This window comes from Staphylococcus sp. HMSC65H10, assembly GCF_001839185.1.
In the GTDB taxonomy this organism is placed as follows: domain Bacteria; phylum Bacillota; class Bacilli; order Staphylococcales; family Staphylococcaceae; genus Staphylococcus; species Staphylococcus simulans.
Genome location: NZ_KV840334.1, coordinates 1 through 25,522 on the forward strand (window position 1 = coordinate 1; position 25,522 = coordinate 25,522).

Below are 25,522 nucleotides of genomic sequence, written 5' to 3' on the forward strand. Positions count from 1 at the left end.
AGTTTTGGATGCCGTCTTTGTTGCTGTCTTCCCATACATAGTCACCTAAGTTGTATGTCGCTGGAACTGGTTCTGGTTCAACAACTGGTTTGAAGAAACCGCTGTCGATTGTGTAATCATCAGCATTATTGATGACAACTGTAGTTGTTGTACCGTTTGAATCAAGCGCTGTTAAATCGCCTTGATTTACAAGTGTTGCTTCATAACCTGCTGGCGTTGAGAAGTTAACTGTGTACTCACCGTTTTCTAGGCCAGTGAATTCATATTTACCGTCAGCGCCTGTTACTGTTGTTTCAGTCGTGCCGTCTGGTTTTGTTAACGTTACAGTTACGCCTTCGATTCCTACTTCGTTAGAGTTTTGGATGCCGTCTTTGTTGCTGTCTTCCCATACATAGTCACCTAAGTTGTATGTCGCAGCTACAGGTTTATAGAAACCAGAGTCGATTGTTAAGTTATCCGCACCATTAATTGTTACAGGTACAACTAAACCATTTGAGTCTACAGTGCTATCTATTCCAGCATTTTGTGTAGTCGGAACATAGCCTTCTGGTGTACTAAATTCTACTGTATAATCTCCGTTATTTAAATCTGAGAATAAGTAGTTCCCATATCGGTCTGTTACTGCTGTATTGATAATGTTACCGTTAGCATCTTTAAGAGTAACTAACACGTTTGAAATTGGTGTTTCTCCACTATCTTGAATACCATTTTGGTTAGTATCTTCCCATACATAGTCACCTAGTCTATAAGTTTCAAGTGTTCCGTCTCCAGTACCTGAACTATTTTCAATTACAAAGCTGTTATCAAAGAAATAGCTTGCTGTGTAACCAGATTGATCTGTTGCATAGAGAGTCGCTCTAGTTGTTAAATTTGAACTATAAGTCGGATCGAATTGTGAATCCATAACTACTACATACGGATTATCAATCGCACCGAAATTAATAATCATATCACCATTTGCATTTGTATAAATACTTCCGTTATTTTGGAAACTTTGTGCTAAGTCTTGGTAACCTGCAGCTTCAAAATCATAGCTATCAGGTAATTGACTTGGGTCTGGAACTTCATAAATATGGAAAGTTGTATAGTCAAAGCCAATTAGCGCATTACTGTTACCGTCTTTTGGAGCCATAACTAGAGCTGCACTGCTTAAGTTTAAATCAGTTGGGTTGACATAAACCACTTCAGTAAAATCGTTAGTTGTATTTGTCGCATCAACATTTGTAATCATTGAATCAACGTATGCCGGATAAACCCCATGTTCGTGTGAATCATATGCATATGTGATTTGTGTATTAAATGTTTCACCAGCTAAGTTATAAGTTAATGGGTATGTTCCATAATCTTTCGCTGTATTACGATCCGCAAACTGCGCTAAACTAAAGCTCCCTGATACATCTTCTTTATCATTAACCCAGTCAGTAAAGGTATAAGTTAAAGTTTTAGTAGTTGTGTCGTAAACACCGTTTGCAACTACATATCCTGATGGTGATAATAACTCAGTTGTGAATTGATTGTTAGTATTTGTATAATCTAGTTCCCCATCCATATTTGCATATGTTGGCATTTGTACAGTGAAATAGTCTCCACCTTGCACTGTTCCATTAACAGTATAATCTGCATTCAATCGGAAATTACCACTTTGGTTAGGGTCAATCTGTTCTGTTGAGATTGTAGGATTTGAAATAGTAACTAAATCATTTACATTCGTGCCTGTTGCTGCTGCTAATGTTGTGAATGTTGTTGGTGATGCTGACATTAAACTGAATGAACGTGACATTGGTGTTGTTTCAGCTGTCGTTTGAATTGTGTTTGCATCTTTATTATCAGAAGATTGTTGCAATAATTTGTATGTTGCTAGTTCAGGTGAATCAGCACTTGTAACACCAGCTTGTGCAGCTAAATCACTTGATTGTAAAGATGTATCTTGAGTAGTACCTGCATCTGTAGTTGTATTTGAATCAGCAGCTGCAATGACTTGTTGAGTCGGTTCAGTAGATGAGACAGTATTTTGTTCAGCACTTGGTTCAACTGTTGACTTATCAACCGTTTGGTCAGTAGAACCTTGAGTAGTTACAGGTTCTTCAGCTGTTTGAGCAGAAGTCGTATTTGAAGTGCTTGATGTATCTGCTGATTTTTCTTGTGTTGTACTGCTTGGTTCTTGTGCAGCAGTTGTAGGTGCATCTACTTTATCTGAAGTTGATGATTGTGATGATGTATCAGAAGTTGATTTTTCTTGTGTTGTAGAAGTTGTTGTATCAGCCGACTCTGGTGCTGATTGTGATGATGTATCTTTTGTTGTCGATGATGTATCTGTTGAAGATGCAGTTTGGGAAGAAGTTTCTTGTTGTGGAGCATCTGACGCAGTTGTTGTATTTGTATCATTAGTAGTTGTTGTATTTTGTTCTGGTGTTACAGTTTCACCAGTTGTAGGTGCATCTGTAGTTTTTGTATCAGTTTGTGGTGTTGTTGATTCAACAGGTTGGTCAACCGATTGGTCAGTTGATTGATCTGTTGTGTTTGTTTGTGTTTCTTGTGTCGGTGCAGTCTCTTGAGTTGGTGCAGCATCTTCTGTTGGTTGTGATGCTGGATCACTAGTCGAACTACCTGACGTTTGGTTACCAGTAGAATCAGTTGTTCCTTCTGCAGCTCTTGCTTCGTTACCAATTCCGAACAATAAAGTTGCTCCAACGATAATAGAAGCTGTTCCTACAGTGAAACGACGGATCGAATATTTATTTTGACGCCTTGCGTCAAAGCCTCGCGAATGTGAATTATTTCTCATATTAAGATATAACCCCTTTCCAAAAATTAAAAAATTTCCCTTGTCCAATTGTTACGTATATTGTTTACCACTTACCTAAGTTTTCAAAAAACTAGTATAAATAGATAGTATCACAGTTCCAAACAACTTTGTATTACTATTGATTTATTTTTCGTAAATTTTATGGAACAACGCATTTCAACAACAAAAACTTAACTGCATGAAATTTTTTGATTAAATGTATAATTATGTTAACGAAAAATCATCTGTAAGTTGGTCGAATCCACACGATGCAATTGAACTCAATTTATTTCGTTTTTATAAATTATCACTCTGATTAGAGTTAATTTACTCTACAGTTTCCAAAATAATCTCAATAATAAAGCGTTTACAAATTTAATAACCCCTTAATATTTGTCACAATTTAGACACATTTAGATGATTTCTTTTGTATTTTTTGATTTAAATGTCCTAACTTTAACAATTTAAATATTGTAAAACATCCCTTTCACATAAAAATCTTCACTTGCATATCCTCCCGCACAAATGTAAACTTAAATCATTAATAAGTTTACATATTGAATTTCACTATAAAGGAGATCTCGATTATGCAAATTGCACAAGATATTTTAAACGGTAAATCACTCACTAAAGAAGAAGCCTATAATTTATATACAGATGAATCTATTGATACGATGACATTATTAGATGAGGCTTATGCTATTCGAAAACATTATTACGGAAAGAAAGTAAAACTGAATATGATTTTAAATGCGAAGAGTGGTATCTGTCCTGAAGATTGTGGGTACTGTGGTCAATCAAGGGATATGAAAAGAAAAGACCGTTATGCTTTGATTCCTGAAAATGACATTGTGGCTGGCGCAAATGCTGCTGCTGAACATCAAATAGGTACATACTGTATTGTGATGAGCGGTCGTGGTCCTAGTGATAAAGAAGTTGACCATATCACTTCATCAGTGAAACAAATCAAACAAACGCATCCTGAATTAAAAGTTTGTGCATGTTTAGGCATCGCAAATGATGATCAAGCACAACGTTTAAAAGATGCAGGTGTTGATCGTTACAACCATAACTTAAATACAAGTGAAAATTATCATGATACTGTGGTCACAACCCATTCCTATGAACAACGTGTGAATACTGTAGAAATTATGAAAGCACATCATATATCACCTTGCTCTGGCGTTATCTGCGGCATGGGTGAAACAGATCAAGATAGAATTGATATGGCCTTTGCCTTAAAAGAAATTGATGCAGACAGTATTCCTATTAATTTCTTACATCCTATTCAAGGCACAAAGTTCGGAGAGATGGACGAACTTACACCTATGAAATGTTTACGAATCATTGCTTTATTCCGTTTGGTTAATCCAACTAAAGAAATTAGAATTGCAGGCGGACGTGAAATCAACTTACAATCACTCCAACCTTTAGCATTACTAGCAGCTAACTCAATTTTTGTAGGTGATTACTTAATTACAGGTGGTCAGCCGAATGAAATGGATTATCGCATGATTCAAGACTTAGGTTTTGAAATTGATCACAGTAATTTACCTGAAGATACTGCCGAACAAATCACACAGAAATTAGAAGCATAATAGTAGAAACATAAAAAATAGACCTGAGACTGTTATCGTTGTCTCAGGTCTTTCTTATTATGCAACTCTTTCAGCAGTATAAATACTACGTGTTTCCCACTCGCCAGTTTGTGGATTATAATCATCACATGTAATTAATGTTAATTGATCTTTTTTCTTTTTCTGTTCAGCTAACACACTAATTTCAGTAGGTTTTACGTCTTTAATCTTTGTGATTTTATATTTACGTGTTTCTTTGCCGACCTTAAAAGTGACTTTTGCACCTTTTTTTACTTTGTGTAAATTTGTAAATTGATAGTTGCCTGATGTATTTGTATGACCGGCAATCGCTATGTTTTGTTGATCTAATGATTCATCCTCTTCGGCTAAGCTGACACCTCTGTTTAATTGTTCAGGTGTTGCTTCACCAGGATAAACCGCTTCTTTAATATTCACACTTGGTATATCAATATACCCTACCAATTGTGATTTATCTTTAGGAACTTGCGGCACTTCTTTTTTCTCTTGTTTTTTTGAGGCTTGTTGTTTATCGTATTGTTCTATTTTCGCTTCATTTTCTTTACCAGCTATAAAGTGGTTGATTTGTGGTTTAAACACCATAAAGATGCCCGCTAAAATAAGTAAGACACCCACTAATGTAAATAACCGTGATTTCCATTTACCCATTGTAAACCTCCTAATTCAGTTCGACTCATGCTGTGAATTTCATTCATTATAACATGGTTTTCAATATTCATATAGAGCAATGCGCTCACTAGCAATCACAATAAAAATGTTATACAATTAATTAGATAACAAACTATTTTCAAGGAGAAAGACGATGTGGAATTTATTTAAAGGAATCGTTTTTATATTAGCACTTATCGGAACTTACAAAGTATGGCAAGAAGGCAATTATTTATCTAACTTCCTACATTTCTATGGTCAAATTTTTAATGGTACTTTCTTAAGTCAAATTCAACAATGGTCAGATAATCAACCTTTACTTCAAAACCTTGAATATTATACTGAACAACTTCCTTCACTAGATGAAATCAAAAATTTTCTACATTTAACATAAAATCATCATTTATAAAGCCTGTCACTTACTTTATAAATGATGATTTTATTTTATTGTTGCTTATGGTGTTTCAACTTCATAGATTCTTTATATGCTGCATCAGCACTTTGAAAATGCGGACTGCGAGGAATGACTTTATTTTCGACAGCTGTCTCATATGCGCCTAACTTTTGTGCTTCTGTTTTCTTCGGATCATTAAAGAATGCTTTTAATTGTTTTTCTGTTGTTATACCTTTGACTTTATATTTTTGTGTTGCTGCTGCCTTCGCATCATTCTGCATTTCAGCTTTAATCGTATACAAACCTGAACCCACTACTAACAAAAATAATAATGTACCGATGATTAAATTCTTCATCACTTCACCTCTAGGTATGAATTTCAAAAATATTATAAACCTAACCCTAGAACACACTCCACTTTAAACTTACTTGTTCACTAAATCTACTTATTTCATTTCTTTAAGATGCACCAAAAGTGAAAACTTTACCCTTTACATATAGTAATTGTACCTAGTATAATAAATATATCTTACATTACATGAAAAAGGATGATTATTAATGTCACAAGTTTTATATATCACAGCACACCCATTAGATGAAATGGTTTCTAACTCAATGGCAGTTGGAAAAGCTTTTATTGATACTTACAAAGCAGAACACCCTGAAGATGAAGTCGTTCACATCGACTTATTTAAAGATGAAGTACCTGAAATCGATGCTGAAGTATTTTCAGGTTGGGGTAAATTACAATCTGGCGAAACATTAACAGATTCAGAACAACAAAAAGTTAACCGTTTAACTGAACTTGTAGATCAATTCGTAGCGGCAGATAAATATGTTTTCGTTACACCAATGTGGAACTTATCATTCCCTCCTGCAGTTAAACGTTATTTCGACGCAGTCGCAGTTGCTGGTAAAACATTCAAATACACTGCTGAAGGTCCACAAGGCTTATTAACAGATAAAGCAGCATTGCATATCCAATCACGTGGCGGCTACTACAGCGAAGGTCCAGCAGCTGACTTTGAATTAGGCGACCGTTATATCCGTACTATCCTAGCATTCATGGGTGTACCTGATATTAGTTTAATCGCAATTGAAGGTCACAATGCAGAACCAGAAAATGCAGAAGAAATTAAACTAAATGCGATTCAACAAGCAGAACAATTCGCAAAACAATTTTAATCATATAAAAACGGGCAACCTTAATGGCTGCCCGTTTTTTATTATTTATCTTCGTTTTTCTTTTCTAATTTTTCTTTTTGCTTTTTCGCTTGCTCTTTAGTTTCGTCTACTACGCGTCCTTGGATTGAACCTTTTTTCTCTTCAGCCATAATATAGCCTCCTTTAGTTATGTTTTATCTTATATCAACTAAACAAACGGTTGAATTTTATAACCGTACTTATTATATTACCCAAAAGAGAATTGAATCACACATATTTATGCTTTTTCATCTTCAAATTGCTCAAAATAATTTTCATCTAAGTGATTCAAATCTAGATGTTCAATCTGTAACGTTGTATGATGCAAGCCATACTTTGTTTTTAATAATTGCTCTAACTGGTTGATGATGCGATAAGCATCCTGGCTATCTTTACTATCTAATACCACATGTGCAGATAATGAATACTGATCAGAAGTTACACTCCATAAATGGAATTCATGCACATCTAAAACATGTTCTGCTTTTTTCATATCATCCATGATTTGATCGACATCTAAACCTTCTGGCACAGATTCCATTAAAATCATCCACGCATTTTTCAAGATTTTATAACCGCCATTTAATAACACAGCTGAAATGACAATACTTAAAATCGGGTCAATCATTTGAATACCAGTCAATTTAATTAAAATCACTGCTAAGATGACACCCACTGAATTTAATAAGTCACCAAAGAAATGCCATAATGCACTTTGAATATTGATATTTTCTTCAGATTTTAAAGAATGATACAGTAACCACGTTAATACAATATTAACGATTAAACCAATTACCGCAATCACTAACATTAGTCCACTTTCAATTTCTCTCGGGAAAATCATACGCATAATAGCTTCATAAAAAATCCACAGTGAAATCACTACAAGTGCCAGTCCGTTCAAGAAAGCAGCGATAACTTCGAACCTTAAAAACCCATAAGTAAAACGGTCAGTCGGCTGCCTGCTTGATAAATAAATTGCGACCATTGATAACCCCAGTGCTAAAACGTCACTGAGCATGTGGAAGGAGTCTGATAAAAGTGCCAGTGAGTTCGACACGATACCTCCTATAAATTCAACAAATGTAAAGAATAACGTAATAATTAAAGATAACCACAGTGTTTTCTTAGAACTTTGTTGAATTTTGCGATGTTCCACATGATGAAAATAATAGGTTCTAGAATAATTTCTCGCCATTATTTTCTTCTCCCCCTTCTTGCCATTGTTTCTTTTCTATCCATTGACAATATATCCCGTAATTAACTTTATACTTCTCACTAGTATATCAGTCTTTAATCGTGGTGTACGCCCCACAAAGCAGTTTCACATGTTTTAATAATACGTTTTAATACCGCAATACGCGCTGTTTTCTTATGATCAGCTGGCACAACATACCATGGTGCATTATGAGTATCGGTTTTTTGAATCATATCCGCACTGGCTTCTAAATATAAATCCCACTTTTCACGGTTGCGCCAATCCTCATCCGTAATCTTCCATTGTTTATCCGGATTTTCTTCTCTAGCTTTAAAACGTTCTAACTGAACATCTTTATCTAAGCTTAAGAAGAATTTTAACAGAATTGCTCCTTCATCTGTCCACATTTTTTCAAAGTCATTAATTTCATGATAAGCACGTTGCCATTCATCCGTTGTCGCAAAACCTTCTACACGTTCTACCAGTACACGGCCATACCAACTGCGGTCAAAAAGTTCAATATGTCCTGTTCGTGGCATATCTCGCGCAAAACGCCATAAGTATTGGTGTGCAAGTTCAACATCTGTAGGTGCACTAATCGCATTGACTTCATAACCCGTCGGATCAAGTTTCTCACGAATGCGTTTAATATTACCGCCTTTACCTGCCGCATCCATACCTTCAAACACTAAAATTAATGGAATTTTTCGTTCATATAACGCAAATTGAATTTCTAACATACGTGCTTGAAGTTTTTCTATTTGTGTTTTGTACTCTGATTTACTGACTTTTTCTAATGGATTATCGAAAACATCTGTTGTATACCCTTCAGTAAATAAACCATCACGTGTTTGAACACGTTCGTGATAAGCTTTAATCGCTTTTTTAAGGCGTTTGATAATGTGTTCATACATTAAAATAGTAGCCACTTCTCCATCCGTATAATCAATAATCTTCCAATCTTTTTGAGTTGGATCTTGAAGAATTTCACGCATTTCTTCAAGATAAATATCATCCGGAATAACATTTTCGTATTCTTGTGCTTTCCATCTTGTAAGAGGATTTTCTTTCGTTTGTCTAATATGTTCTTGGCGTTTTTGTTCATCAATTTCAATATAAAATTTAATGATTTCGTATTGGTCGTTTTCAAGCATCGTTTCAAAACCATCAATTTGATCACGCAATACATGATAATCTTTGTACTGTAAATGCTTAATCCCATTTACTTTGTAATCAATATAGTGCGCATACCAGCTACGGAAATAAATATTAATATCTCCTTTGCCTGGTAATGTGTTCCAATACTTTTGTAAGAATTGGTAACGTAAATTTTCTGGTGTCGGTGATGCGGTCGCAATAAAGCTCGAGTATTTCGCATCCAAAGTTAATAATAATTCATTAGATAAACGTGTTTTCCCTGCTGCAGGTACACCCTCGAAAAGAATCATCACTGGAATTCCTAATTGATGTGTTGTTCTTGTTAACTCAGATGCTTCTAACTCTAGGTCTTTAATCTTAGTTGACATTATTCTCACCCCATTTTTAAACTTACTTATAAATTAACATTTTTTACGCTTGAAATGGACAAAGGAGTAAAATTCCACCAGAACAAAAGCTATGTAAAAAGCGACCTACTTTACCAGTAAGTCGCTATGATTCAAATTAGAAGTTGGCATCACTTAAAATTTTATCCATTGAAGCATCTACACTGCCTTCATACATTGGACCGAATTTCACTAAGTGTACTAATAATAAATAGAATTTATAGAATTCAATGCGTTGATACGCACCTTCATCTAAAGGATAAGCTTTATCATAAGCTTCATAGAATTCTTCAGAGAAACCACCGAATGTCGTTGTCGCTCCTAAATCGAATTCACGATCGCCATACATTGGAGCTGGATCAAAGAGTGCAGGTTCACCATTTTCTAAGAACATATAGTTGCCGCCCCATAAATCACCATGTAATAGCGATGGTTTACTTTTGTGATTGTCTAATGCATTCACAATCACTTGACGTACATTATCAAATTTATTCAATTGATCGACGTTCCACAATCCTTTTTCAACGACCACTTCTCTTAAATGATCCAATCTGCGATTCACAAAGATTTCTTTCCAAGAATCTGTCCATTCATTATTGAAAGAAATATCTCTGCCTTCATAAGGGTGGTCGTAACCAAAACGTTTGTCTGGATTATGGAAATCATGCAATTTTGCGACCAATTTACCCAGTTCTGCTTGGCTGCCTCGTGGTCCCTCTTCTAGCCAACTTAATACTAAATAAGCATCTCCATCAATTTCACCATTCGCAATCACACGCGGTGCAGTAACCTCCGCATACTCAAAATCTTTCAACCCTTCTGCTTCTGCCGCATAGAAGTCATAAGAAGTATTCGGTTGTACTAATAAGAAGAAAGTTTCATCATTTTCAGTATCAATACGATATGCATCATTCACGTCACCGCCTGCGACAGGTACAATATCTTTAATACCTGAAATCGGTAAATTTTGTTGCCATAACTTATCCATTATTTCTTCCCCCGTTCTAAAATGTCTCATACATAATATATACCACTTATCTTATAATTATAACTTGCTTTTATTAACCCTCTTCTTAGGAACATGACTTTTGTTTATTTCTTTTTACAATAGCGTGTTATTCAAAATAACAATCTTTTTTGCAGTTGCTTTTATGCTATACTAATGACAAATAATTGGAGGGTGAAATCCTAAATGAAAAAACTTCTACATCGTTGGTTTATTCAAGGTCTAAGTTATATGACCTTAGGCCTATTCGGTTCACTTATTATCGGTTTAATCTTACAAACTATCGGTAAACAAACTTTGTTTCCTGTTTTAAATTTACATTTTTTATCTGAAATCGGCACGGTAGCAATGGGCTTAACAGGTGCCGCAATCGGTGGCGCCATTGCCTATGGTTTAGGTGCACAACCTTTAGTTGTCTTTTCTTGTATCATCGTCGGTTCTCTCGGCTATGATAAGTTTGGCGGCGGTGCAGTAGGTGCCTTCGTTGCCACTTTAATCGCCACTGAATTAAGTCGTTTTTATGCAGCTAAAACGAAAATTGACATTATTATCTCACCATTACTTACTTTAATTGTCGGTGGTGCAGTGGCTAAATTTATTGGACCATTCTTAAATGACTTTATGGTGTCACTTGGTAAAATGATTATGCTTGCGACTGATCAACGTCCGCTTGTGATGGGTATCTTAGTCGCAGTGATTTTTGGTCTAGCTTTAACAGCACCGATTTCAAGTGCGGCTTTAGCTTTAATGCTAGATTTATCTGGTTTAGCCGCAGGTGCCGCAACAATCGGTTGTTGTGCACAAATGGTCGGTTTTGCGGTAACGAGCTATAAAGATAATGGCGTCGGCGGTATCATTTCAGTCGGTATCGGTACAAGTATGTTGCAAGTACCGAATATCTTAATGAACCCCGCAATACTTATTCCACCGACACTCGCAAGCGCAATTGTCGCTCCAATCATGACGACACTCTTCCCAATGACTAATAATGCGGCAGGTGCAGGGATGGGAACGAGCGGTTTTATTGGACAGATTATGACGATAAATACCATGGGTGCTTCACTTCACACTTGGATTTTAATCGGTGTTTTCCAAATTGCTTTACCTGCCATCGTCAGCTACTTGCTTTATAAAGTGTGTCGTAATGCAGGATGGATTAAAGATGGTGATCAGAAAATCCATATTGGTGACAAACGCACTTCAAATTCGTAAACACAATTAAATATACATCATAAAAATAACGTTCTATCCTGATTACTTGGATAGAACGTTATTTTGTATTTAAACTAACTTACTTAGGAAATTCAGTTATTCTGTTTCAACACCTAATTCAGATAAATAGCTGCGTCCGAATTCAGGCATTGGTACATTAAAGTTATCTGCGATTGTCGCACCGATAGAACTGAACGTTGTATCACCGCTAAGTTCATGTGCTTGATCTTTTAATTTAGGACTATAGAACAATACTGGAATATATTCACGCGTATGGTCTGTACCAGGCGCAATCGGATCATTACCATGATCTGCAGTAATAATGACTAAATCATCTTCTTGCAGATTTTCAAAGAGTTCTGGTAAACGTTCATCAAATTCTTTGATTGCTTGCGCGTAACCATCTTTATCACGACGATGGCCATATAACGCATCGAAATCAACTAAGTTTAAGAAACTGAGTCCAGTAAAGTCATGTTTAACAACTTCAACAAGTTGATCCATACCATCCATATTATTTTTTGTACGTACTGCTTTCGTTACACCTTCACCATCATATATATCATTGATTTTACCAATTGCGATGACATCGTAACCATTATCCTTTAATTCATTCATGACAGTACGACCAAATGGTTTCAATGCATAATCATGGCGATTTGACGTACGTGTGAAATTACCTGGTTCGCCCAAATAAGGACGTGCAATAATACGTCCAATTAAATATTTAGGATCTTTCGTTAATTCACGGACCTTCTCGCAGATATCATAAAGTTCTTCTAAAGGAATGATATCTTCGTGTGCCGCAATTTGAAGTACAGGGTCAGCTGAAGTATAGACAATCAAATCACCTGTCTTCATTTGATGTTCGCCCCACTCATCAATAATCTGCGTACCAGAAGCTGGTCGGTTCGCGACTATTTTACGTCCTGTCATATCTTCAATTTCTTTAACTAGTTCATCTGGGAAACCTTCAGGATAAACTTTAAATGGCTGCATGATGTTTAAGCCCATAATTTCCCAATGACCTGTCATTGTATCTTTACCAACAGAAGCTTCGCTGAGTTTTGTATAAAAGGCTTCAGGATGTTCGACTTCATTAACAACTGGTAATTGATCAATATTACCTAATCCTAAACGTTCTAAATTCGGTAATTTTTGTTTAAATCCTTCTAATGTATGTTTTAAAGTGTGGCTGCCTTCATCGTTGAATGCGGCCGCATCTGGCCCTTCTCCGATACCTACAGAGTCCATCACAATTAAATGTACACGTTTAAATGGAGTTGTCATACTCATTCGCTCCTATCTTTCTTTATTTCAAATTTATTCAGTAATCACCGTATGAATCAATGTCGGTGCTTCACCTGTTTGCGCAATCGTAATATTATCATAGATTTTAGCTTTGACATCATCAATGGATTCCGTATTACTGTAAACTGTCATCAGGCTTTCGCCCTCTTCAACTTTGTCCCCGACTTTTTTATGCAGAACTAAGCCGACAGCTAAATCTATTTCATCTTCTTTTGTTTGGCGTCCTGCACCTAGCATCATAGACGCAATACCCATTTCGTTCGCCACAATCTCAGTGACAACACCGCTTGATTTGGCTGGAATGTTAATTTGGTATTTGGCTTGAGGTAATAATTCAGGATGGTCTACTACTTCTGTATTACCCCCTTGATTGCCTAAGAATGTGCGGAATTTATCTAAAGCTGCACCGCTATCAATAGCTTCTTGAAGTAACGTACGTGCTTCATCTAATGTTTCAGCTTTACCGCCGAGCACGACCATTTGAGAACCAAGCGTCATTACAAGTTCAGTTAGATCTTCTGGTCCTTCACCACGTAATGTATCGATTGCTTCTTTTAATTCAAGCGCATTACCAATCGCATTGCCGAGTGGTTGACTCATATCAGAAATAATCGCCATAGTTTGTCTGCCGACATCATTACCGATTTTAACCATCGCATGTGCCAATGCTTTCGCATCATCTAACGTCTTCATGAATGCGCCGTTACCTGTCTTAACATCTAAAACAATCGCATCGGCACCCGCCGCAATCTTCTTACTCATAATAGAAGATGCGATTAATGGGATAGAATTTACTGTACCTGTCACATCACGCAATGCATAAATCTTCTTATCGGCCGGTGTTAAGTTACCTGATTGTCCAATTACTGCTAATTTATCTTCATTTACAAGACGAATGAACTCATCTTCTGAGATTTCTACATGGAAGCCATCAACCGCTTCTAATTTATCGATAGTACCGCCTGTGTGTCCTAATCCACGTCCGCTCATCTTAGCAACTGGTACACCCACTGCCGCAACGAGTGGCGCAAGTACTAATGTCGTCGTATCTCCTACGCCGCCTGTAGAGTGTTTATCAACTTTAATCCCTTCGATTTTGGATAAATCAATCATATCTCCTGAATGTACCATTGCCATGGTTAAAGCAGCACGCTCTTCATCATTCATATCTTGGAAATAAATTGCCATCGCAAGACTCGACATTTGATAATCTGGGATGTCACCATTCGTATAGTGTTCGACCATCCAATTAATTTCTTCAGTCGTTAATGCCTTGCCGTCCCTTTTCTTATCGATTAAATCCACCATTCTCATAATACTGTCACTCCTTCAAGTATTCTCTTTCATCTGTGCTTTGTGACACTTGCTTACTTATATTTTACCATGAGAATACATCAAAACGAGAATGAAATGAATAGAGAATGAGTCAAAATCAAAAACAATTATTTGCGCCAAGAATATAAATAACACAATTTCACAAGCTTGTGAAACATAGATTAAACTGCGTATTTCTAGGGAAAGTAGGTGTATAATAAAGTAAATTAGAAATTGGAAGTGTTTAGGGTATGGCAAAAGTGAAAATGCGAGCAATCATCAATAAAAAATATGGCAAACATGCCAAAGCAGAATTAAAAGAAATCAAACGACCTAAAATCAAAGACAATCAAGTGCTTATTAAAATACATGCGGCAAGTGTCAATCCAGTCGATTTTAAAATTGCGCAAGGCGGTAAAATGCGCCTCTTCTTTAATTATAAAACACCTTATATTATGGGACATGATTTTGCGGGGGAAATCGTGGAAGTCGGCAAGCATATTTCTGCATTCCAAGTCGGTGACAATGTCTATGGCTTAAAAGCAGGTGCTTTCGCAGAATATATTACGGCTACGCAAAACCAAATTGCGGCAATGCCAAATCACTTAAGTTATGAAGAAGCTGCTTCTATTCCTATGGCAGGTTTAACTTCTTACCAAGCTTTAAATGACGTCATGCATTTAACCAAAGATCAAAAAGTTTTAATCCAAGCAGGCTCTGGGGGCGTTGGTTCTTTTGCGATTCAATTTGCGAAAGTATTAGGCGCTTACGTTGCGACAACAACCAGCAGTAAAAATCGTGAGCTTGTCAAAGATCTCGGTGCTAATAACATCATCGATTACCGTCGTCAAAACTTTACTGATAGTTTAACCAACTATGATGGTGTTTTTGATACGTTAGGCGGCGAAAACTTATTTTCAGCATTTAAGATTTTAAAACCTTTAGGTAAAGTGGTTTCTATCAGCGGCATTCCTGATGCGCAAACCGCGAAAGATTTGAAACTCTCTTTATGGAAACGTTTCTTATTAAAATTTGCGGCCCGTAAAGTTCATCGTGCAGCACGCCAACATCACGCTTCATATCACTTTATCTTTACACGTGACAGTCGTTCACAACTCAACAAAATCAGACAATTGATTGAATCAGGTAAAATCAAACCTGTGTTAGACTTAACTTTTGATTTTGAAGAAACAGATAAAGCTTTAGAATACATTCAACAAGGCCACGCAACTGGCAAAGTGGTCATTCGTATTTCAAGATGATTTGAAATACAAAAGCAAACATAAAAACACCACATCACTTTTATCACAAACCTCAACCTTTGCGATAGAAATGATGTGGTGTTTCTATATATATACTTCAAATAATTATAGTTTATTGAATTGAAATTTCAGCGTCTTCTTCTGCGTCAGCACCATTATCAATATAAACATAAGTTCTGAGCGTCAAAGCATCTGTATCTTTTTGGAATTCATAATTCTCTAGTGGAAATTCAAATGGTTTTTCCACTGTTTGTGCCGCTTCAACCACTTGTTCACTATGAATTTCATAGACTTGTAAAACATTTTCCATTTCATCAAAGTCACTGTGTTCTGTTTCATTTTCTTTGTGTTCGATTAAAGATAATTTAATTTTAGAGATTTGTTGATCCGCATCTCCGCCTTTTAATACGACTTTACCTTTAATCAATTCATTAGCATCAAACACATCTTTTTCTAAACGTGTTTCTACTGTTAATGCACCTACACCTAATGATGTTAAGATTTTTTCAAACATAGTATGCCCTCCTTGAAATGTTGTGAAGTTTTATCCTCTCGACTTATTTATCTCTTCCCTAACTTTAAGTCGTTTAATTCAAAAACTGATTCATTAGATTTGAACAACAACTTTATCTTAAAAAAGAATTTCATCTCATGTCAATCTAAGCATATTGAAAAACAGACACATAGAAAAATTCATTCTAAGCGTCTGTTTTTTTAGTTCTAATATTTATACACTAACTGGAGTGATACCTTTAAAGTTTACTAAATCGTATGCACGTACAACTTCTTCTGTTGTCGGTTCGATTACACCTTCTAATGGATATTCAAGTTCTAATGCTTCGTACTTATGCACACCAAGTTGATGATAAGGTAAGATTTCAAAGCGTTCTACATTCTCAAGTGAGTTAATAAATTCACCGAGTTTAATTAAATCTTCTTCATCATCAGTATAACCTGGTACAAGGACATGGCGAATCCAAACAGGTTGTTTTCGTTCTGACAACATCTTCGCAAATTTAATAATATGTTCATTAGGTTTACCTGTTAATGCGATATGTTTTTCATTATCAATATGTTTTAAATCGAGCAAAATCAAGTCAGTATACTCAAGCAAATTATCTAAATGGGAAAGAAATGCTTTTGTTTCATTCACACAGCCTGCCGAAGTATCAATGCATGTGTGAATATCTGCTTTTTTAAGCTCTTTAAATAATGCTTCTACAAATGGCATTTGAAGCAAAGGTTCGCCACCGCTGATTGTGACACCTCCGCCAGAGACAGTAAAGTAAGGACGATATGGAAGAATCTCATCCACTAATTCGTCAACTGTCGCTTTACGGGATGCGTCAGTCAAACCCCAAGTGTCAGGGTTATGACAGTACAGGCATCTTAACAAACATCCTTGCGTAAATATAATATAGCGAAGGCCTGGGCCGTCAACTGTCCCTAAACTTTCTACTGAGTGAATTCTTCCTTCCATAATAATCGTCCTTTCTTTTTGTTTCATGATCCATATTACTCTTATTTTTTATACGGCATACTTTTTATTCATAATAGGCATCAAGCCGCAATAAATGCGGCTTTTACCTTAATTACATTCTTTCGTGGAATGTTCTTGAGATAACATCTAGTTGTTGTTCTCTTGTTAATTTAATGAAGTTAACTGCGTATCCAGATACACGGATTGTTAATTGTGGATACTCTTCAGGATGTTCCATTGCGTCTAATAATGTGTCTCTGTTAAATACGTTGATATTTAAGTGGTGACCATGTTGCATTGCGTAACCATCTAATACAGAAACTAAGTTATGGTTTTGTTCCATATCTGTTTTACCTAATGATTTAGGTACGATACTGAATGTATTAGAGATACCATCTTTACAATATTCGTAAGGGATTTTCGCAACTGATGATAATGATGCTAATGCACCGTGTTCGTCACGGCCGTGCATTGGGTTAGCACCTGGTGCGAATGGTTCGCCTTCTTTACGTCCATCTGGTGTATTACCAGTTTTCTTACCATAAACAACGTTTGAAGTGATTGTTAAGACACTCATAGTATGTTCTGAATCACGGTAAGTTTTGTGTTTACGTAATTTTTTCATGAATGATTTTACTAATTCTACAGCGATATCGTCTACACGTTTATCGTTGTTACCATATTTAGGGAAGTCGCCAGTTGTTTCGAAATCTACTGCTAAGCCATCTTCGTTACGGATAGCGCGAACTTCACCGTATTTGATTGCTGATAATGAGTCTGCAGCTACTGATAAACCTGCGATACCTGTTGCCATTGTGCGCATAACATCTGTATCATGTAACGCCATTTCAATACGTTCGTAGCTGTATTTATCATGCATGTAATGAATGATGTTTAGAGAGTTGATATAAACGCCTGCTAACCATTCCATCATTTGATCGAATTTCGCATACACTTCATCGTAGTCTAAGATTTCTGAAGTTACTGGTACGAATTCTGGACCTACTTGTTTGCCTGATTTTTCATCTTTACCGCCGTTGATAGCGTAAAGTAAAGTTTTCGCTAAGTTAGCACGTGCACCGAAGAATTGCATTTGTTTACCGATACGCATTGCAGATACACAACATGCGATACCATAGTCATCGCCATAGCTTTCACGCATTAAGTCATCGTTTTCGTATTGGATCGCACTTGATTTGATACTCATTTCAGCACAGAAAGTTTTGAAGTTTTCTGGTAAACGTTGTGACCATAAAACTGTTAAGTTTGGTTCTGGAGCTGGTCCTAAGTTATCTAATGTGTGTAAGAAACGGAATGAGTTTTTAGTAACCATGTGACGTCCGTCAATACCTACACCACCGATTGATTCAGTTACCCAAGTTGGGTCTCCTGAGAATAATTCGTTGTAGTCAGGTGTTCTTGCAAATTTTACAAGACGTAATTTCATAATGAAGTGATCCACAATTTCTTGTACTTCACGTTCAGTGATGTCACCATTTTGTAAGTCACGTTCTGCATAGATGTCTAAGAATGTAGAAGTACGTCCTAAACTCATTGCAGCACCGTTTTGTTCTTTGATTGCTGCTAAGTATGCAAAGTATAACCATTGAACTGCTTCTTTGAAGTTTGTAGCTGGTTTGCTGATGTCATAACCATACATTTCAGCCATTGCTTTTAATTCATGTAATGCACGGTGTTGTTCAGATAATTCTTCACGTAAACGGATTGTTGCTTCGTCCATTTCAGTAGACATGTTATTGAAGTCTTTTACTTTTTCTTCAATTAAGTAGTCCACACCATATAATGCTACACGACGATAGTCACCGATAATACGTCCACGTCCGTATGCATCTGGTAAACCTGTGATGATACCTGCTTTACGGCAAGCTAACATTTCTTTAGAGTAAGCATCGAATACACCTTGGTTATGTGTTTTACGAATGTCAGTAAAGATTTTTTCAGTTTCTTTATCTAATTCATAACCGTATGCTTCACAAGCTGCTTTCGCCATACGAATACCACCGAATGGTTGCATTGAACGTTTGAATGGTTTTTCAGTTTGAACACCTACGATTTGTTCAGTGTCTTTGTTTAAGTAGCCTGCATCATGTGAAACGATTGTTGATGCAACTTTAGTGTCCATATCCCACATGCCGCCACGATCGCGCTCTTCTTTAGATAATTCCATAACTTGTTTCCATAAATCACTTGTTGCACGTGTTGGTGATTCTAAGAATGATGAATCGCCATTGTACATTGTGTAGTTCAATTGAATAAAGTTTCTAACATCCACTTCTGAAGTCCATTTGCCAGTCTCAAATCCTGCCCATGCTGATTGTTTTCTTGATTTTGGTTCAATCATTGATATCCCTCCATGGATAATGTGTATTTTAGGTTTATTGTTTGTTCACCTTTTCACATACTATTATACCTTGACTTGTGAAATAAATCACTAAAATATGAAAACGTTTTAATAAACATGTGTCAAGGTTGTGACTCTGTTAGATTAAGTGTTACATTCAAAAATCACTGTATTAGAACAGTAAATTTTTAATTGCAAATAAAAAACAATCCAATAAAGCGTTATATGCATTACTGGATTGCTTCAATATTTATTCAATGATTACTGGTTAATTTAACGTTACTTGTATCCTTGATCTTTCAAATAAGATTGTAAAACAACAGCTTGATTATGTTTTTCATCTTTAGCACCAAATAGAATAATCACATCTTTACGTGCATCTTTAACCATGCCTTCTAATGTTTTGAGTTCTTCATTTTGTTCATCATTGTTTTCAAGTTCTTTGATATATTTCTTTTTAAAGTCTTCGAACTTATCTGCATCATGGTTGAACCACTCTCTTAATTCTTTTGTCGGTCCGATATTTTTTAACCATTCATCCAAATTCGCATTTTCTTTTGAAATACCACGTGGCCAAACTCGATCCACTAATACACGTACACCATCGTCTTCTGCTTTGTCATCATAAATGCGTTTTACTTTGATTGCCATACAAGCATCCTTCCTTTCAAACAATAATCAACGCTTTATATTTATTATACCCTTGTCCTATATACACAAACGACGCTCATTTCTTATTTTAATAGGAAGAAACACAATATTCCGTATTGTATACAATCATTCTGTGGTGGTACAGCGCTTACATAGTACAACAGTAAACTGTACAGTTTCACAATAACGTCACAACTCTAAAAAGTTATGCACCATTTATAGTGATTTTAATCACAACTCATGTTATTGTAGTATGTGAAATAGATAACAAAGTTGTTTCAAGCGATAATGTTGTTCAAGAGACCCCTGAGACACGAACAACAGATAGATGAGCGCTTTAAACAACGCTATCTATTTAATATTTTAATTTGGCGGCATTATTTTACGATAATGCGACGCTTTACAGTGAACGAGTACATCTCAGAACAACAACCTAGAAATGTCATTGGCAGGAACACCGTGGTAGGATTTCTGTCATGTTGCTGCATATTTCTTTAAAGATGTTCCCCGCATCCTAAAGAAACATGTATCAATTTTAGTATATTTCAGGAGGTGAGTTGCTCATATAAGCGAAAACGAAGACAGGATTACCCCATCCTAATTTCGATGCTGACATATTCGAATCATATTAAACTTTGATGTGTTTCCCCTGATACATCAAGTTAACAACAAAATTTCAAAACAGCTGCATTTTAAAGTAAGTGGCTCCCCAACCATTTACTTAGTATACTCCCAACTTTCGTAAGCGGCTGTAAGGAATGATGTGCCCCGATAATATGAATCGAATGCACGAGCTTATCTCTAAAAATGAGTCGTAGGTATATTCAAAAGTTGAGCATTCATGAAACAGATAGATTGGATGACAGAGGATTCAACGTCTGCATGTCATACATGCTCAATCCACTCCTTAAAAATTGTAGGCAAAGTAAGTAATAAGAATGATAACCAATCATATTGATGAACTCTGATAGAAATATACTAAATGGTTAGTCTCAATACACTTTCCCCTGAGTGTATTGAACAATGAGTAAACTCCTTAAAAATTGATATTGTTATTACAAGTACTAGAAATGATTCCCCTTCATTTCTAAAATCACTGTAATGGAGAGAAGGTTTCCCCAGACCTTCTCTCTTTTTTGCTTTTTAACCACTTGTCGTCTCCTTGATACCACATGTATCAAAACTATTCTCATAATCATCAAGCTCTGCTTTAATAGAATTAAAGAGAGGAGCGAGTGCTCATGAAAATCAATTCCTATTTTGATCCGACTTATCCTGAAGAATATGTTGATATCTACGCACACGAACATTCCAAAACAGTCGATGCGATTATACAAGCTGCACAACAAACATCAACCATTCAAACTTTAACAGGCAAAGAAAATGATAAAACATACCGCTTCCCCATAGAAGATTTCCTCTACATCCGTTCAGAACAGCGCAAACTCTTCGCCTATACAACATCGCATCGTCTGCACATTCAACAGCGCTTTTATCAGCTAGAACAATCCTTGCCAAAGGATTTCATCAGAATCTCACAATCAGAAATCATTAACATGCATAATATTAAGCACTTAAGCTTAAGTAAAAACGGTATGATTCATATCGAAATGAAACATGGTGAAGCAACTTATTCCTCACGACGTTATTTAAAACAATTGAAAGCGAGGTTATTCCAATGAAACATATGATTAAACAATTATGTATCGGTTTTATGGTTGGCATAACGATAGGTATCACAATGTCTCTTATCTTCTCGTTTATTTTTGCGCAAGGTCAATACGAACCCTTATCACCCGTTTCAACAATGGGAATGTACTATCATACACATCTTTCTGAAGTGATGACCATGTTCGTATGTGTCATCATATGGGGATTAATTGGTGTACTCTTCACACTCGCTGAAATGATTTATTATAAAACAGATTGGAGCTTGCTTAAAACAACACTCGTCCATTTAGTACTCTGTTATGTTGGATTCTTACCGCTTGCGATGTTAGCTGGATGGTTCCCGCTCGATTTATTAAATATCTTGGTATTTACACTCATCTTCCTCTTCATCTACAGTATGATTTGGATCATCAACTATATTAAGAATAAACGCTTAGTCAATGAGATTAATCACAAACTCAAATAAATAAAAAGCTCCCGATAAAGGATTCACTGTATCAGTGCCTGCCTCATCGGGAGCTTAATTGATTTATGATTGTGTAGTTTCATTGTGCTCAAGCTCATCAAAGAAAGCTTGGGCTGCTTTATTCACTTCTTTAAAGTCAATCCCTTGTGCTTGTGCCGCAAAAACACAGCCACAATAACATTGACGATAAATATTATAGTCTCGACACATTTCTAAAGAACGTTCATAGCCTTTATTCTTTTTGAAATCACTCGGTAAATAATTAACATCATATAATTTTTGAACTTCAGATCCTATTTCATTAATCAACTGCGCATTTTTCTTTGGCGATAATGTTAATGCGCTGCCGAAATAATCATAACCATATTTGACAGCCGCTTCTGCCACCATGTCCAAACGCATTTCAAAACATGCCGTACAACGTAAGCCGCCTTCTGGTTCATCTGTCACACCACGTTCTTTCGCCATCTTCATAAATTCATGCGGCTTGTAAGGGGCTTCGATATAGCGGACATTTGTCCCATTACGTTCATTGAAATCTTTAATAAATGCTTCTTGTACATACGCACGGCGTTCATATTCTTTCTTTGGATGAATATTCGGGTTCGCAAAATAAATCGCCACATCCGCATACTGTGTCAAAAACTCTAACACATACGTACTACAAGGCGCACAACAACTGTGCAATAAGATTTTAGGACGTTCCTCTGAGCACTCCCATTGCTGTATCATTTTCTTTAAGACTCTATCGTAATTGATCTTTTGATTTTTCATTTTGGCTACAATGCCGTCCATTTCAATCATGGATGTCTTCGCTCCTTCTTAGTTGAGAATTTATATGTGCGTTTATTATAACGGAATTATCATGGATGTGCTATTACTCATGGTCTGATACATTATTCTTCGGCATATTCAATGGAATCGTATAATGTGACGTGTCTTCCCAACCTTGGTGCTCAGTAAAGATTTCAAAGCCGCGTTTAAATGTTTCATCTATCGTATCTAATTCATCTAAATCACCGCGTTGTAACTCATAAACAAATTCTGTTAATTGTTTACTGAAATAAGCGCCTTCTGGTAATGTACCTTCATACGTAAAGTCAGCATCTACGAATGGATAAGGTAAGACGAAGAAAGTAGGTCCTTCAAAGTTATCATCACCGAACCAGAAACCAAATTCTACAAAACGTTCATCGAAACAACCATATTCAATCACTTGGCGTGGTTTGAATGTTTCATGCATTTCGTTATACACCACTAATGTTGATACATCGAATGTTCCCCAGAATAAACCAGGACCTTCTACACGTGCACGTAAAGGGTGCACAAAGCGTTCTAATGCACGATTCGCATACTGAAAGAGTTGGATAGCTTTCACTGCTTTATCATGGTCATAATGGTGATGTTTCGTATCTTCATCAAATGGTGTTTTATCTGCCAATTCTTGAGGTTCTGGATTAATGTCAACTTCAATATCAAACTCTTTAACTGTTCCTGTGATTTGTTTGTAGTAGTCTTGAACTGTTTTACCATCTTGTAGTGGGAAGGTTGTCATATCTTCATTCACACGCACTTCGATTTGATCGTCTAATACGTTCACGCTGATTGAGAAATATTTTTCACCAAAATACAACATCCCTGTCGTAAAGCCTTCAGGTGTAATATTTAAGACTACATGTTCCCATTGAGGTGCTTGATAAGCACACGCTAATTTATATTTACCTAGTATTTGCGCAATTAAATGTAATGTTTGATGCTCTTCTTTCCAATCTTGATACTTTAAGATTTCCATGGAAATACCTCCTCTTTTTCTTACCTCTACCCCTTTTTATCAGAGAAATGTAAAAGAAACCGCCGAAGCGGTTTCTATCTGTTATATCTATTCAAAGACCATGTTATAGATTTACTTAACGATTAATACTGGCGTATTAGAACGTTTTGCGACTTTATGAGTCACATGGCCAAGTACGTGTTTAATTTCAATACGAGAACGTTTGTTACTCATCACAACGATATCATAATGATTTTTCTCTAACTCATCTAAAATTTCAATTGTCGGACTACCTGTTGTAAAGACAATTTCATAGTTCATGCCTTTATCTTCAAGGATTTGTATAAATGGTTTCATGTCGACTTCTTTTTCTTTTGTCACTTCTTCAAAGTGTTTGTTTTGATAACGTACATAGTTTGCTAATTCAGTTTCAGAAATCACATGATACACAGTGATTTTGGCTTGATCATTTCCTCTTGTTAAAGCTTCTAATTGGTCTGGTACATTGTTGAACGCATTACCGAAATCATACGGTACTAAAATATTATTATACATACAACTTCACTTCTTTCTTGATAAAGTTTAGTATTAACCTATTCATTATTAATATACCCTAAGTTATTAATCTATAACGGAAACTTCCTATTTTGTGCATAAAAAAAACAGAAGATGCGAATAAACATCCTCTGTTATAAATTATGGCTTATAAATCTAAAGATTGGATATATGATTTGATTTCTTCTTTCATTTCATCATCTTTTAATGCATAAGCAATCGTCGTTTTAACGAAACCGATTTTCTCTCCAACATCAAAACGATGTCCTTCAAAATCATACGCAAACACTTCATCGTCATGATTCAAGCGTTCAATCGCATCTGTTAATTGAATTTCGCCGCCGCTGCCTTTATCTTGCGTAGATAAATAATCGAATATTTCAGGTGTTAAGACATAACGCCCCATAATCGCAAGGTTTGATGGTGCTGTCCCTGGCGCTGGTTTTTCGACGAATTTTTCCACTTCATACAAACGCCCATTTTGCTTCTCAGGTTTCACAATACCATAACGGTGTGTTTCCTTTTCTGGCACTGTTTGTACACCGATGACAGATTTGCCTGTTTCATCATAAACATCCATTAATTGTTTAATCGCTGGTGTATCAGATTCCACAATATCATCACCAAGTAACACAGCGAATGGTTCATTACCGATGAATTGTCTTGCTGTCCAAATCGCATGGCCTAAACCTTTTTGTTCACGCTGACGGACATAAAATACGTTGGCTAAGTGTGTAGAGCGTTGCACTTTCTCTAATAAATCTGTTTTGCCTTTTTCTCTTAAGTTGTTTTCAAGTTCAACTTGATTATCAAAGTGATCTTCAATGGCACGTTTGTGTTTACCTGTCACAATAATAATGTCTTCAATTCCTGCGCGATAGGCTTCTTCAACGATATATTGAATCGTCGGCTTATCTAAAATCGGCAACATTTCTTTCGGCATCGCTTTTGTTGCTGGTAGGAAACGTGTTCCTAGGCCTGCTGCGGGAATTACTGCTTTTTTAATCTTAGTCATACAATATCTCCTTTTTCATCAGGTGGTCTGAAATTATCAAGATTATACCTTGACTTGT

Annotated in this window: 23 protein-coding genes; 7 read left to right on the forward strand and 16 right to left on the reverse strand. The window is 36.1% G+C overall.

What is annotated here, in order from left to right; genetic code table 11:
- Positions 1-2,785, reverse strand: a 2,785-nt coding sequence (locus HMPREF3270_RS05310) for an SdrD B-like domain-containing protein (RefSeq protein ID WP_070867182.1), incomplete at its 3' end; no start/stop codon positions are given.
- Positions 2,786-3,372: 587 nt separating this feature from the next.
- Here HMPREF3270_RS05310 and bioB point away from each other — a divergent pair.
- Positions 3,373-4,383: a biotin synthase BioB gene (gene bioB, locus HMPREF3270_RS05315; RefSeq protein ID WP_002479840.1), complete on the forward strand. Its 1,011-nt coding sequence runs from the start codon at positions 3,373-3,375 to the stop codon at positions 4,381-4,383.
- A gap of 57 nt (positions 4,384-4,440) precedes the next feature.
- Here bioB and srtA read toward each other — a convergent pair whose 3' ends face one another.
- On the reverse strand, positions 4,441-5,049 hold the full coding sequence (gene srtA, locus HMPREF3270_RS05320; protein ID WP_002479841.1) for a class A sortase SrtA: 609 nt from the start codon (positions 5,047-5,049) through the stop codon (positions 4,441-4,443).
- A 154-nt stretch (positions 5,050-5,203) separates the two neighbouring features.
- On the opposite strand from srtA, the gene HMPREF3270_RS05325 reads away from it, so the two are divergent.
- The gene (locus HMPREF3270_RS05325; protein ID WP_002479842.1) at positions 5,204-5,443 is read left to right on the forward strand and encodes a hypothetical protein; all 240 of its coding nucleotides are present in this window, start codon (positions 5,204-5,206) and stop codon (positions 5,441-5,443) included.
- Between the two features lie 50 nt (positions 5,444-5,493).
- Here HMPREF3270_RS05325 and HMPREF3270_RS05330 read toward each other — a convergent pair whose 3' ends face one another.
- The gene (locus HMPREF3270_RS05330) at positions 5,494-5,799 is read right to left on the reverse strand and encodes a hypothetical protein (protein ID WP_002479843.1); all 306 of its coding nucleotides are present in this window, start codon (positions 5,797-5,799) and stop codon (positions 5,494-5,496) included.
- A gap of 202 nt (positions 5,800-6,001) precedes the next feature.
- On the opposite strand from HMPREF3270_RS05330, the gene HMPREF3270_RS05335 reads away from it, so the two are divergent.
- Positions 6,002-6,628 carry an FMN-dependent NADH-azoreductase gene (locus tag HMPREF3270_RS05335; RefSeq protein WP_002479844.1) on the forward strand — a complete coding sequence of 209 codons (627 nt, stop codon included), beginning with the start codon at positions 6,002-6,004 and terminating at the stop codon, positions 6,626-6,628.
- Positions 6,629-6,884: 256 nt separating this feature from the next.
- Here HMPREF3270_RS05335 and HMPREF3270_RS05340 read toward each other — a convergent pair whose 3' ends face one another.
- The 3 genes from HMPREF3270_RS05340 to HMPREF3270_RS05350 form a co-directional block, all read right to left on the reverse strand.
- A complete protein-coding gene (locus tag HMPREF3270_RS05340; RefSeq protein ID WP_002479846.1) occupies positions 6,885-7,844 on the reverse strand; it encodes a cation diffusion facilitator family transporter in 960 nt (319 codons plus the stop codon).
- Positions 7,845-7,939: 95 nt separating this feature from the next.
- On the reverse strand, positions 7,940-9,370 hold the full coding sequence (locus tag HMPREF3270_RS05345) for a phosphate--AMP phosphotransferase (RefSeq protein ID WP_070848949.1): 1,431 nt from the start codon (positions 9,368-9,370) through the stop codon (positions 7,940-7,942).
- A gap of 136 nt (positions 9,371-9,506) precedes the next feature.
- On the reverse strand, positions 9,507-10,376 hold the full coding sequence (locus HMPREF3270_RS05350) for a fructosamine kinase family protein (RefSeq protein ID WP_002479848.1): 870 nt from the start codon (positions 10,374-10,376) through the stop codon (positions 9,507-9,509).
- A gap of 204 nt (positions 10,377-10,580) precedes the next feature.
- On the opposite strand from HMPREF3270_RS05350, the gene HMPREF3270_RS05355 reads away from it, so the two are divergent.
- Complete coding sequence (locus tag HMPREF3270_RS05355; RefSeq protein ID WP_002479849.1) at positions 10,581-11,606, forward strand: PTS sugar transporter subunit IIC; 1,026 nt, start codon at positions 10,581-10,583, stop codon at positions 11,604-11,606.
- A 96-nt stretch (positions 11,607-11,702) separates the two neighbouring features.
- Here HMPREF3270_RS05355 and deoB read toward each other — a convergent pair whose 3' ends face one another.
- Together deoB and HMPREF3270_RS05365 are read right to left on the reverse strand one after the other, a co-directional pair.
- The gene (deoB, locus tag HMPREF3270_RS05360) at positions 11,703-12,896 is read right to left on the reverse strand and encodes a phosphopentomutase (RefSeq protein WP_070848947.1); all 1,194 of its coding nucleotides are present in this window, start codon (positions 12,894-12,896) and stop codon (positions 11,703-11,705) included.
- 33 nt (positions 12,897-12,929) lie between these two features.
- On the reverse strand, positions 12,930-14,231 hold the full coding sequence (locus HMPREF3270_RS05365) for a pyrimidine-nucleoside phosphorylase (RefSeq protein WP_060803571.1): 1,302 nt from the start codon (positions 14,229-14,231) through the stop codon (positions 12,930-12,932).
- A 266-nt stretch (positions 14,232-14,497) separates the two neighbouring features.
- On the opposite strand from HMPREF3270_RS05365, the gene HMPREF3270_RS05370 reads away from it, so the two are divergent.
- The gene (locus HMPREF3270_RS05370) at positions 14,498-15,493 is read left to right on the forward strand and encodes an NADP-dependent oxidoreductase (protein ID WP_070848958.1); all 996 of its coding nucleotides are present in this window, start codon (positions 14,498-14,500) and stop codon (positions 15,491-15,493) included.
- Between the two features lie 112 nt (positions 15,494-15,605).
- Here HMPREF3270_RS05370 and HMPREF3270_RS05375 read toward each other — a convergent pair whose 3' ends face one another.
- The 4 genes from HMPREF3270_RS05375 to HMPREF3270_RS05390 all read right to left on the reverse strand — a co-directional run bounded on the left by HMPREF3270_RS05375 (position 15,606) and on the right by HMPREF3270_RS05390 (position 19,986).
- The gene (locus HMPREF3270_RS05375) at positions 15,606-16,007 is read right to left on the reverse strand and encodes a sporulation protein (RefSeq protein WP_002479853.1); all 402 of its coding nucleotides are present in this window, start codon (positions 16,005-16,007) and stop codon (positions 15,606-15,608) included.
- Positions 16,008-16,220: 213 nt separating this feature from the next.
- Positions 16,221-16,976 (reverse strand): pyruvate formate-lyase-activating protein, encoded by a 756-nt coding sequence (gene pflA / locus HMPREF3270_RS05380; protein ID WP_057510118.1) that lies wholly within the window; start codon positions 16,974-16,976, stop codon positions 16,221-16,223.
- Between the two features lie 109 nt (positions 16,977-17,085).
- Positions 17,086-19,335, reverse strand: a complete 2,250-nt coding sequence (pflB, locus tag HMPREF3270_RS05385; protein WP_002479855.1) for a formate C-acetyltransferase — start codon at positions 19,333-19,335, stop codon at positions 17,086-17,088.
- Between the two features lie 279 nt (positions 19,336-19,614).
- Positions 19,615-19,986, reverse strand: a complete 372-nt coding sequence (locus HMPREF3270_RS05390; protein WP_002479856.1) for a DUF488 domain-containing protein — start codon at positions 19,984-19,986, stop codon at positions 19,615-19,617.
- A 1,241-nt stretch (positions 19,987-21,227) separates the two neighbouring features.
- Between HMPREF3270_RS05390 and HMPREF3270_RS05395 the strand changes: the two genes are divergently transcribed.
- Both HMPREF3270_RS05395 and HMPREF3270_RS05400 read left to right on the forward strand, forming a co-directional pair.
- Entirely contained in the window at positions 21,228-21,668 is a 441-nt protein-coding gene (locus tag HMPREF3270_RS05395; RefSeq protein ID WP_002479857.1) for a LytTR family DNA-binding domain-containing protein, read from the forward strand.
- The gene (locus tag HMPREF3270_RS05400) at positions 21,665-22,123 is read left to right on the forward strand and encodes a DUF3021 domain-containing protein (protein WP_057510022.1); all 459 of its coding nucleotides are present in this window, start codon (positions 21,665-21,667) and stop codon (positions 22,121-22,123) included. The genes HMPREF3270_RS05395 and HMPREF3270_RS05400 overlap by 4 nt, the downstream gene beginning before the upstream one ends.
- A gap of 63 nt (positions 22,124-22,186) precedes the next feature.
- On the opposite strand, the gene HMPREF3270_RS05405 is transcribed toward HMPREF3270_RS05400, so the two are convergent.
- The 4 genes from HMPREF3270_RS05405 to galU all read right to left on the reverse strand — a co-directional run bounded on the left by HMPREF3270_RS05405 (position 22,187) and on the right by galU (position 25,464).
- Positions 22,187-22,927 carry an epoxyqueuosine reductase QueH gene (locus HMPREF3270_RS05405; protein ID WP_070848945.1) on the reverse strand — a complete coding sequence of 247 codons (741 nt, stop codon included), beginning with the start codon at positions 22,925-22,927 and terminating at the stop codon, positions 22,187-22,189.
- 73 nt (positions 22,928-23,000) lie between these two features.
- Complete coding sequence (locus tag HMPREF3270_RS05410; protein ID WP_002479860.1) at positions 23,001-23,915, reverse strand: DUF5996 family protein; 915 nt, start codon at positions 23,913-23,915, stop codon at positions 23,001-23,003.
- A 111-nt stretch (positions 23,916-24,026) separates the two neighbouring features.
- Positions 24,027-24,449 carry a universal stress protein gene (locus HMPREF3270_RS05415; RefSeq protein ID WP_002479861.1) on the reverse strand — a complete coding sequence of 141 codons (423 nt, stop codon included), beginning with the start codon at positions 24,447-24,449 and terminating at the stop codon, positions 24,027-24,029.
- A 148-nt stretch (positions 24,450-24,597) separates the two neighbouring features.
- Positions 24,598-25,464, reverse strand: coding sequence for a UTP--glucose-1-phosphate uridylyltransferase GalU (gene galU, locus HMPREF3270_RS05420; protein ID WP_002479862.1), 867 nt, complete (start codon positions 25,462-25,464; stop codon positions 24,598-24,600).
- Positions 25,465-25,522: the final 58 nt, after the last annotated feature.